The 10,500-nt window shown below is 58.8% G+C and carries 9 protein-coding genes, 1 tRNA gene and 1 pseudogene; 8 read left to right on the forward strand and 3 right to left on the reverse strand.

What is annotated here, in order from left to right; genetic code table 11:
* The first annotated feature begins 162 nt into the window (after positions 1 to 162).
* From J1C52_RS14030 to J1C52_RS14060, 7 genes are all read left to right on the forward strand, one after another.
* Positions 163 to 1,140 (forward strand): TRAP transporter substrate-binding protein, encoded by a 978-nt coding sequence (locus J1C52_RS14030; protein ID WP_227428567.1) that lies wholly within the window; start codon positions 163 to 165, stop codon positions 1,138 to 1,140.
* Positions 1,141 to 1,204: 64 nt separating this feature from the next.
* A complete protein-coding gene (locus J1C52_RS14035) occupies positions 1,205 to 1,726 on the forward strand; it encodes a TRAP transporter small permease (RefSeq protein ID WP_227428568.1) in 522 nt (173 codons plus the stop codon).
* Positions 1,726 to 3,015, forward strand: coding sequence for a TRAP transporter large permease (locus tag J1C52_RS14040; RefSeq protein ID WP_227428569.1), 1,290 nt, complete (start codon positions 1,726 to 1,728; stop codon positions 3,013 to 3,015). Before J1C52_RS14035 ends, J1C52_RS14040 begins: the two co-directional genes overlap by 1 nt.
* 4 nt (positions 3,016 to 3,019) lie before the next feature.
* Positions 3,020 to 3,715 (forward strand): aspartate/glutamate racemase family protein, encoded by a 696-nt coding sequence (locus J1C52_RS14045; protein WP_227428570.1) that lies wholly within the window; start codon positions 3,020 to 3,022, stop codon positions 3,713 to 3,715.
* 37 nt (positions 3,716 to 3,752) lie between these two features.
* Entirely contained in the window at positions 3,753 to 4,889 is a 1,137-nt protein-coding gene (locus J1C52_RS14050) for an MFS transporter (protein WP_227428571.1), read from the forward strand.
* A 133-nt stretch (positions 4,890 to 5,022) separates the two neighbouring features.
* The gene (gene hydA / locus J1C52_RS14055; RefSeq protein WP_370633275.1) at positions 5,023 to 6,222 is read left to right on the forward strand and encodes a dihydropyrimidinase; all 1,200 of its coding nucleotides are present in this window, start codon (positions 5,023 to 5,025) and stop codon (positions 6,220 to 6,222) included.
* 215 nt (positions 6,223 to 6,437) lie between these two features.
* Positions 6,438 to 7,169, forward strand: a complete 732-nt coding sequence (locus J1C52_RS14060) for a maleate cis-trans isomerase family protein (RefSeq protein ID WP_227428572.1) — start codon at positions 6,438 to 6,440, stop codon at positions 7,167 to 7,169.
* Between the two features lie 71 nt (positions 7,170 to 7,240).
* On the opposite strand, the pseudogene J1C52_RS14065 reads toward J1C52_RS14060, so the two are convergent.
* Positions 7,241 to 8,224, reverse strand: a pseudogene (locus J1C52_RS14065) (TRAP transporter large permease); the annotation flags it as partial.
* Between the two features lie 30 nt (positions 8,225 to 8,254).
* Positions 8,255 to 9,402 (reverse strand): IS3 family transposase gene (locus J1C52_RS14070; RefSeq protein ID WP_227428573.1). Its coding sequence is split into 2 segments (ribosomal slippage): positions 8,255 to 9,153 and positions 9,153 to 9,402, totalling 1,149 coding nucleotides; the frame shifts between segments, so codons are not numbered across the junction.
* Between the two features lie 157 nt (positions 9,403 to 9,559).
* Here J1C52_RS14070 and J1C52_RS14075 point away from each other — a divergent pair.
* Positions 9,560 to 10,060, forward strand: a complete 501-nt coding sequence (locus J1C52_RS14075) for a hypothetical protein (RefSeq protein ID WP_227428574.1) — start codon at positions 9,560 to 9,562, stop codon at positions 10,058 to 10,060.
* Positions 10,061 to 10,323: 263 nt separating this feature from the next.
* Here the strand turns inward: J1C52_RS14075 and J1C52_RS14080 are convergent.
* Positions 10,324 to 10,400 (reverse strand) — tRNA-Met (locus J1C52_RS14080).
* Between the last annotated feature and the right edge of the window lie 100 nt (positions 10,401 to 10,500).

The raw sequence follows: 10,500 nt of genomic DNA on the forward strand, positions 1-10,500 counted from the left end.
AGCATTCGGTGCCCAGAAGTTCAAAAATCTGCTGTTTTTGTGGCAGCACTTCCGGATTTGACATCATGAAAATATTTTTTCTTATTTAAACATTAAGAAAATATCCTACCGTGAACTTGCCCGCAAACGGGGGTCCGCAACTCCAGCTCACGAGGTCCAAAGATGTCCTTTCAGTTTCGCCTTCCTGCCCTTGCCGTTTCCTGCGCCGCTCTGTTGCCTGTTTTCGCACAGGCCCAAGTGCTTCAGATCAATTCTTCCCTCCCCGATGGCAGCTTCGCCCATGCCTTCCTTCTGGAATTCAAAGAGCGCGTCGAAGCAGAGTTGCCGGACATGGATGTCCAGATTTTCATGGGCAACACGCTAGGGTCTGAAGAGGATGTGCTGCAAGGGCTTGGTTTTGGCACGCACCACGCGTCACTTTCAGCCTCTGCGGTCGTGCAGATCAACCCGCGCGCTGCGGTGTTCGACCTGCCCTATCTGTTCGAGAACCGTGACATGGTGCAGGAATTCGCGGCCTCGCCTGCGTTCGATCTGCTAGCTGAAGGGTTCGAAGGACGCGGGATCGTCTTGTCGGCGCTTTGGGACAACGGGTTCCGTGTGATTACCAACAATGTGCGCCCTATCGTTATCCCCGCCGACTTGGAAGGTCTGAAAATCCGCACGCCTACCTCGCGCCAGCGCGTAGCCATGTTCAACACCTTGGGCGCGAATGCCACGCCCCTGTCCTTTGGCGAAGTTTATTCCGGTCTGGACCAAGGCGTGATCGACGGGCAGGAAAACCCCGCTCAGGTTGCCGAAAGCGCGCGCCTCTATGAAGTGCAGGACTACATGTCGCTGTCGAACCATGTCTACCTACCCACCTTCATGCTGTTTGGCCAGCCTTGGCTGAATGCGCAAACCGATGAAGTGCGCGAAACCGTGCTGCGCATTGCTGCGGAAACCGCGCCATGGACTTTCAACTGGGGCGAAGAAACCGATGCTCGCGTGCTGGAAGAACTGGCCGACAAAATTGCGATCAACGAGATCGATTTCGAAGCCTTCCAAGCTGCGGCCTTGCCACTTTACGACGACCCGCTGTTTACCGATGCGATCGGCCCCGAGATGATCACGGTCACGCGTGAAGTTCTCGGATTGAACTGATCGCAACCCCGGCGGCCCTGCCGTTTCGTGCAGGGCCAACCCCCAAACCATACAGGAGGACAGGATGGACCGTCTTTGTGCCATTGTGCTGTGGCTAGACCGGATCATGTGCCGGGCCCTCGATTTGTTTACCGTCACCGTGGCTGGCATCCTGCTGGTCTTGTTGAACTATGCCGTCTTCTCGCGTTTTGTCCTGAACAGTTCCGTGTCTTGGGGCGAAGAGCTGCCCGCGCACATCCTAGCCATGCTGACCTTTATCGGCGCGGCATATCTGACGCGCACGAACGAGCATCTGGGCTTCGACAGTTTCGCCCGCAGCCTGAACCTTGGGGTGCAGCGCGTGCTTGCCTGTATCAACCAACTGCTGATGGCCGCGTTTGGGGCGACCCTCTTCTGGTTCGGCGGCTTGGCAACAACAAGCTTCATGGGGCGGTCGCTGATTTCGGTAGATTTGCCTCTGATCTTGTTCCGCGGCGCGGTCCCACTGGGCGGCGCGCTGATCGCGTTGATCTGTCTTGTCCGATTTGTCGGTCTCGCAACGGGGCGCATTAACCCCGGCGAATTGCTGCCGGAAGGAGACGGCTGATGTTCATGGAGCCCGGCTACATAATCCTTGCATTGCTGATCGGCCTGTTGCTGATGGGGGTGCCGATTGCCTTCGTTCTGGGCATTACCGCGTCAGTGATGGTCTTCCTCGACCCCGCCGTAGTGCCGATGATCATCGGGCTTATCCCGTTCGGCGGCGCGAATAATTACCTGCTGGTCGCAGCGCTCTTGTTCATGATCGCGGGCGAAGTGATGAACCAGGGCAAAATCGCGGAAAAGCTGATCGCGTTCGCCTCTTCGCTTGTCGGTCACATTCGCGGTGGCTTGGCGCATGTCAACATCTTGACATCGCTCTTCTTTTCCGAGATTTCCGGCACGGCCACATCGGATGCCGCCGCCATCGGATCGGTCATGATCCCGCAGATGAAAAAGCGCGGCTATTCGGCGGCCTTTGCGGCGGCCGTGACCTCCACTTCGGCGACGATGGCAATCATCGTTCCGCCGTCGTTGAACCTGATCCTCTATGCGTATGTCGCCAATGCTTCTATCGCAGAGCTGTTCGCGGCAGGCATCTTGCCCGGCTTTCTTGTCTGCTTTCTTCTATTGGCCACTGCCTATGGGATCGCCGTTTACAAAGACTTCCCGACCGAAGGCGCCTTCAGCTTTGCCCGTGTTCTGGACAGCGGCAAGGACGCAGCGCTGCCCCTAACCCTGCCGATACTCATTCTGTTCGGGATCTTGGGCGGGATTTTCACCGCCACCGAAGCCGGTGCCGTCGCCGCGCTCTGGTCCATCGTTATGGCCGCGCTGATCTATCGCACGCTCAGCTGGTCAAGCTTCGTCGACACGTTGCGCATTGCCGGAAAACGCAGCGCGATGCTGATGTTTATCGTCGCGACATCTACCCTTTTGGGCTGGTATCTTACCAACCAGCGCATCCCGCAGGATATTGCCAACGCGATCCTTGGCATCTCGGAAAACTACTGGATCGTTTTGCTGGCGATTAACGTGTTCTTCCTCTTGGCAGGCACCATCGTGCACGGCACCCCGGCCATCCTGATGCTGGTGCCCATCTTCCTGCCACTGGCTGACCAACTGGGTATTGACCGCGTGCATTTCGGGCTGATCATCACGATCAATCTGGGGATTGGCCAACAAACCCCGCCAGTGGCGTCGGTGGTGCTGATCACCTGCTCGATTGCGAAAATCTCGATTGGCAAGATCGTTCCCCCATTACTGATGTTTATCGGGGCAATGCTGGTGGCTCTGACGCTGGTCAATATCTTCCCGGCCATCTCGCTTTGGCTGCCATCGGTCCTGTTGGGGTAATGTCATGCGACTTCTGATCATCAACCCCAATTCCTCGACCAGCGTGACACAACGGATCGACGCCGCAGCGCAAGCGGCTTGCCAACCGGGAGAGGCGATCACAACCATTTGCGCCGCAGGCGCGCCCGAGTTGATCGTCACAGCCGAGGATGCTCTTGCGGCAGAGGCCGCCGTGACGCGGACGCTTGCCGCTTGGCCGTCACAGGTAGATGGTATCGTGCTTGCGTCTTTCGGAGATACCGGTCTGGAAGCTGTACGTGCGCGAACCGAGGTTCCGGTCGTAGGGATTGCGCAATCAGCCTATGCGATGGCATCGGTTTTGGGTCCGCGCATGTCGATCGTGTCCTTCGCGCCCAGCATGGCGGCGGCATTACGCAAGACGGCGCTGGGCTATGGACATCGTGACAGGCTTGTCGCGATGCACATGGTCGAAGGCGCGACATGGGGCGATCCAGGCGAGATTCAGGTCAAGTTGGCACCGCAGCTTTTGGCGCTGTGCCAAAAATCTGCCAAGGAAGACATGGTCACAAGCATCGTTCTGGGCGGCGGCCCGCTTGCAGGGCTAGCCGCGCGTGTTCAGCCAGAGGTTGCGGTCCCCGTGATCGACGGCACCACGGCTGCCATCGCGACATTACGTGTTGCACTCGGTGTAGCGCCGCCTCGGGAAGGCCGGCTTTTGCAGCGCGCTGCCCTTGCCTGAGACAATCGGTTCAGATCGCGCAAGAGTGCATTTCGGGTTGGTCTTTCTGGCACACGCGCTCGGCGCACTCTCGATCCTGTCCGTTCTGACGGCTGGACCCCATATTTCCGCCGATCTGGAATTGTCGCCATTGCAGATCGGTGGATTGGCAAGTGTGTATTCGGCAGCATTGGCGGTTGCGTCACTGCCAGCCGGTTTGGTGACAGATCGGCTGGGCACACGCACAGCACTCAGCTTTGCCGCAACGACCATCGCGACGGGGCTTGTGCTGGCAGGAACATCGCAGGGGCTTGTTCAACTTGGCGCTGGAATGATGCTTTGTGGTGCAGGCTACGGGCTGATAAACCCGGCAGCGGGGGTTGCAGTCACCCTTTGGTTTTCGCCGAAATGGCGCGCCACGCTTCTTAGCTTGAAGCAAACCGGCGTGCCCGTGGGCGCGGCACTTGGCAGCTTGACTGCCCTGCTTGGGAAGAACTGGGGCTGGCAGGCGGGTATCTTATGTGCCGCGGCCATCGCGCTTGTCGCGGGCTGTCTGTTCCTGCTGCTTCTGCCATCAGGGCAAGTGTTGCCCCGTCAAACATCATTCTCCAAGGCCCGCTTGGCAGAGATCCTGACCACTCCCGGCCTTGGGCGGGCAAACCTTGCCGCTGGGCTAACGAATGGGCTGCAATTCGCCCTATGGGCCCATCTCCCAGAGCTGTTGCAAACCGGGACAACGGCAGCAGCTGCGCTGCTTGGTGTCTGTCTTGCGGCACTTCACATTGGAACATTCACAGGGCGGGTTATCTGGGGCGCGTTGACTGACAAGCTGTGCAATGGCGATGCGGCCGTTGCCCTTTGTTGGTTATGTGTCATCGGCCTTGCTGGCTTGGCCTTGCTGGGCGTGAACACCCGGATCGAAAGCCCCCTGCTGGCCGTGATCGCCTGTTTCGTTCTTGGGTTCACGACATGCGCCGCCGTGGGGCTGCATGTCGCTCTGACCGCGCGCCTTGCGCCCGAACATCTTCTGGGTGGGGCCATGGGATACACGATGCTGGTCACGAATATCGGCGGTGTTATCGTGCCCTTTTCTTTGGGGCTTGCGATGGCCGTAGGTGGCGCAAGTGCCGGGTCTCTTTTACTGGCATTCTTTCTGTTTTCCGCACTCGCGTTACTTCGGGTGTTTCGCAGCTGAACCAAGGTAAACCGATCAAGGATTACGCATGACAACATCACGGGCAGAACCAAAAAACGGCAACAAGACAGATGCGTTTCTTTAGATTTCCGCTTCGCAACGACCCAGACCAATTGGAACATAGGGAAACGACATGCGACATGACACAGTAATCTGGGGCGCGCGCGTAGTGACGCCCATGGGCGAAGTGAAGACCGATATCGGGATCGTTCAAGGGCGCATAGAGACGATAGGGACCGCCCTTGACGGGGCTGATATGATCGACGCCTCGGGGCTTATCGCATTGCCCGGCGGTATTGACAGCCATGTCCATATCTCTCAACCGTCCGGCCCAGGGATAGAGATGGCGGATGATTTCACTTCTGGCACGCGGGCCGCCGCCTGCGGGGGCAACACGACAGTGCTGCCCTTTTGCCTGCCCGAGGAAGGGCAAACCCTGCGCGAAGCAGTCGCCGCCTACCGTGCCAAGGCCGCAGGCAAGTGCCTGACAGACGTATCCTTTCACCTGATCGTCAAATCGACCGACCCGGTCACGCTCGGTCAGGACCTGCCTGCGTTGATCCGGTCGGGCTATACGAGCTTCAAGGTGTTCATGACCTATGAAGGGCTGAGGCTGACGGATCGGCAAATTCTGGAGGTGATGGCCGTTGCACGCGAGTATGGCGCAATGGTCATGGTCCATGCCGAAAAGGAAGACGCCATCGAATTTCTGCGCGACCGGGCCGAGCGCGCGGGCGAAACCGGACCTTGTCATCACGCCTCGACGCGGCCGATCCCGGTTGAACGCGAGGCGACGCATCGCGCGATATCGCTGGCCGAGATCGCAGGGGTGCCGCTGACCATCGTACATGTCTCAAACGGTGCGGCGAAGGAAGAGATCGAACGCGCCCGCGCGCGTGGCCTGACCGTCTATGCGGAAACCTGCCCGCAATACATAACACTGACCGCGCAGGACTTGGATCGCGGTGGATTTGAAGGGGCGAAATATGTCTGTTCGCCGCCGCCCCGCACATCCGAGGAATGGCCGAAGATCTGGGCCGGGATTGAACAGGGCACCTTCGATCTGTTTTCATCGGATCATTGTCCGTTCCGCTTCGCCGATCTCGCAGGCAAGGACGCGCCCGGCGCACGGACAAGCTTTCGCAACATCCCCAACGGCATACCGGGTGTGGAAACGCGCCTGGCGATCCTCTTTTCCGAAGGCGTGATGACCGGTCGGTTGACGCTGGAACAGTTCGCAGACCTGACCGCGACGAACCACGCGCGGCTTTATGGCCAATACCCGCGCAAGGGCGCTATCATTGTGGGGGCGGATGCCGACATCACGCTGTGAGATCCTACACTGACCAAGCCGATCCGGCAGGCCGAACTTCACCATGGCACCGATTACACCCCTTGGGAGGGGTTCATGGTCACTGGCTGGCCGGTTCGCACCATCCTGCGTTGCATCACGACGATGCTGAACGGCAAGCCTGTATCCGACCCGGTCGGGCAGCACCTGCAACGCGGCCATCCGATGGCCACATCGACAATAGAAAGAGACGCGCAATGACCGACCAACTCGCCACGACACGATTGGGGATGTTGACCCCGTCGTCCAATACGGTGCTGGAACCATTCACCGCTGCGATGCTGTCCGACCTTCCAGACGTCTCGGCGCATTTCCAGCGTTTGCGTGTCCTGAAAATCTCGATGGAGGACGACTCTCGCGGGCAATTCGAGCTAGAACCGATGCTGGAAGCCGCAGAGCTGCTGGCGGAGGCGAAGGTGCAGTCAATCTGCTGGAACGGCACCTCGTCCGGCTGGCTGGGTTTCGAAAAAGATGCCCGCCTGATTGAAGCAATCGAGTCCCGCACCGGGATCAAGGCCTGCTCTTGCGTGGGCGCGATGAACGCGCTGTTCGAAGGGTTCGGCGCACGGCGCATTGCCATCGTCACGCCTTACCTGCCGGAAATTCAGTCGGCAATCGTGGCGAATTATGAAACCCACGGCTACACCGTGGTGGCCGAGCGCCATCTGAACGATCCGGGCAATTTCTCTTTTGCGGAATATAGCGCTGAGCAGATTGCACAAATGTGCCGCGACGTTGCCACCGCGCAACCAGAGGCCATCGCAATCTATTGCACCAACTTTCGCGGCACCGGCATCGCGCCGCAAATAGAGGCCGAAACGGGAATTCCCGTCATCGACAGTGTCTCGGCGGCGCTGTGGCAGTCGATGCGGACCGCCGGGGCAGACCCGTCGCGGGTTCGGGGCTGGGGCCGGCTGTTCACACTCTGACTGCTGCATTAAGCAAAATGCCGGGGCGATATTCGCCCCGGCATGAATTACCGCCCACCTGCGCAAGCTCCTTAGATGAGAACCCCAGGGAAAATTGCGATCACGGCGACCACTACAAGGATGCACAGCGCGAAGGGCATCACCCCCGCGATCACGGTCCCTACGTCACCCCGCCCCCGAACGCTTTGCGTGACATAGAGGTTCATGCCCACGGGCGGCGTAATCAGCGCCAATTCACACATCAGCACCAAGAATATCCCGAACCAGATGCTGTCATAGCCCAACAATGTTACGATAGGCAGCACGATGGGGGTGGTCGCGATCATCATCGCCAAAGCATCCAGAAAGCACCCCAGCACCATGTATAGAAGCACTAGCAACAGCACCATGGTCAGCGGTGCCACGTCAAAGCCAGACACGAAAGACGACACCTGCGCCGGAACGCCCAGAACCCCAAGGATGAAGTTCAGGTAAAAGGCCGCGATCAGGATCAAGAGCGTCATGCCAGTCGTTGTCACCGCCGACAGCATCGCTTCGCGCAGCATCGACCAGTTGAGCGATCCGTAGAAGGCCGTCAAACCGATTGCGGCGATCACCCCGACACCAGCGGCCTCTGTCGGGGTGGCAAAGCCCAGATAGATCGACCCCATGACAAGGATGAAAATCACCAATGGCGGCACAGGGTCGACCAGCCGTTTACGCCGCTCGGGCCATTGAGCAAGCGGCTGCGGGCGGCCTGAAATCGCCGGGTTCAGCGTGGCCGCAACCGCGATTATCAACATGAAGCACAGCGCCAGCAATACGCCGGGCAGAATGCCCGCCACGAACAGCGCCCCGATAGAGCTGTTGGTGATTGCCCCGTAGATGATCAGGTTGATCGACGGCGGGATCAGGATACCCAACGTCGCGCCCGAGGCCACGCTGCCCGCGACCCAAGCCTCGGCGTAGTTATGTTTCCGGAAGGTGGGAAAAGCCACCGTACCGATAGTTGCCGCCGTAGCCACCGATGACCCCGAAATCGAGGCGAACACCGTCGAGGCTGCAATATTGGTATGTGGCCTGCTGCCGGTTTCATGGACAGCGGGTTAAGCTAGCATAGCGCGTGCCTCGAACTCCTTGAGGCTGAGATAGCCCAGCTTCGAGTGCCGTCTGCGCGGGTTGTAGAAGCGCTCGATATAGTCGAACACGTCGGCACGGGCTTCGTCGCGGGTCCGATAGACCTTGCGGTTGGCTCGTTCGATTTTCAGCGACGAAAAGAAGCTCTCCATCGCAGAATTGTCCCAGACGTTTCCAGCCCGGCTCATGGAGCAGGTGATGTCGTTGTCGGCCAGCAGGCGCTGAAACTGCTCGCTGGTGTATTGCGATCCCTGGTCCGAGTGATGAAGCAGGGCGTCCGCCTTCCCGCGGCGCCAGACGGCCATCATCAGGGCGTCCATGACCAGTGAGGCATCCCGCTCGGCCTTCATCGACCAGCCGACTACGCGGCGGGAGAACAAGTCCAGCACGACGGCGACATAGAGCCAGCCCTGCGCGGTCCAGATATAGGTGAAATCGGCCAGCCACTTCTGGTTCGGGCGATCCGCTTCGAAGTCCCGATCAAGGATGTTGTCGGCAATCACCGACCGTTCGCCATCGTCTCCTGGCTTTCCGCGCCGTTTTGGACGTGCTCTCAATGCGTTCTGGCGCATCAGCCGCTCGATCCGGTGGAGGCCGCACCTCAGTCCCTCTTCGAGGACGTCATGCCAGACGCGGCGGGCACCATAGGTTCGGTCGCTGGCCTTGAAGCTCGTGTCGATGGCCGCGACGAGCTTTACATCAAGGATCGCCCGGTCGCTGAGAGGGCGATTGAGCCACGCATGGAAGCCCGAGCGCGACACCTCCAGAACCTCGCACAGCCAGCTGACCGGCCAGATATGTCGGTGCTTCGCGATGAAGGCGAACTTCATGTCGCTTCCCTCGCGAAGTATGCTGCGGCCTTTTTTAGGATGTCACGCTCCGCCTTGAGCTTGGCGACCTCCTTCTTCAATGCTGCGATCTCGGCCAACTCGGCACGCTGCTGGCCATTGCCGGGGAACGCCGTGACGGGTGCCGCCGAGGCCTCCCGCATCCAACGTCTCAGCACGCTCTCGGCCAGATCCAGATCCCGGGCTGCCTGCGCCACCGCAACGCCCCGTTCTGTCACCAGCTTCACAGCCTCAAACTTGAACTCCTTTGTGAACTTCCGTCTTACCATGTCTGATCTCCGTTTCCGTGGTCACGATCTTATCTTCGTGTCCACGAAACCGGCAGCAGGCCACTCAAGCCAATTTTCCGTAAAGCCGATATTTGGATCATGATAGGGTCTCGAGCAATGCTTGCAAACGATCTGCAAGGTAGTTGGGAGTTGTGAATTGGCAGAAGGGACTAAACAAAAAGACTACTGGGACAAGGCAGAAATAATCGGCAAGGTCGTCGGTTCTGTTCTCGTCCCGCTAGTCGTCGCCGTAGCTTTATATATTTGGAACTCAGAAAGGACTAGGCAACTGACAGCTGCATCCATCACCCCGCTGGCGGTCTCAATACTAACAACCGCACCATCGGATGAGGACACAACCGCGTTGCGAGAGTGGGCAGTTGCGGTTCTGAATAACCCATCTGATCCACCGTCGTTAACCGGTGAAGCTGCCAGTACCCTGTCAGGGGTTGGATTGAAGATTCCTGCACCACCAAGAATTGCGACGGAACCTTGTGAAGAACCAGTATTGATACCGCTCGAGGCAGCCACGCAGGCTGACGTAGAAAGATTATGGAGACGAGACCGCATCAATCTACTCAATTGCGCTGGCAAACATGAGGTGCTCGTCGCTTGGAGCGAAGGGATTGTAAACGCGTTTTCCGATTCCGAACAATAGAAGGAGGATTCGCAGATCCAGTTTTTGCACTCATACCGAATGGCGGCCATTCGGAGTGTACCCGCAGCATTGATAATCGGAGTCGGATGTCGGTTCTGGGCCATAAGCGCCCTGCCCTCAGCTGGTGCTGGCGGTCGTGTGCCTGCGCTAGCTGAGTTGAATTATTTGCATCACGTTTGCGGACACTGTGCGGACACGGCTCAGGTAAACGCAAGAAGCGCCCCTTAGGGCGCTGCGTAGCGTGTTGATATTTTGGTAGTATTTGGTTGCGGGGACAGGATTTGAACCTGTGACCTTCAGGTTATGAGCCTGACGAGCTACCTGGCTGCTCCACCCCGCGTTGGCTGTTTAGAGTTTTGGTTGATTATCAGGTTTGGCGGTGAGCTACTCTCCCACGTCTTGAGACGCAGTACCATTGCCGCGGCGGCACTTAACTTCCG

Origin of the sequence: Roseibaca sp. Y0-43, from assembly GCF_020667835.1 — a bacterium.
Taxonomy (GTDB): Bacteria; Pseudomonadota; Alphaproteobacteria; order Rhodobacterales; family Rhodobacteraceae; genus Roseinatronobacter.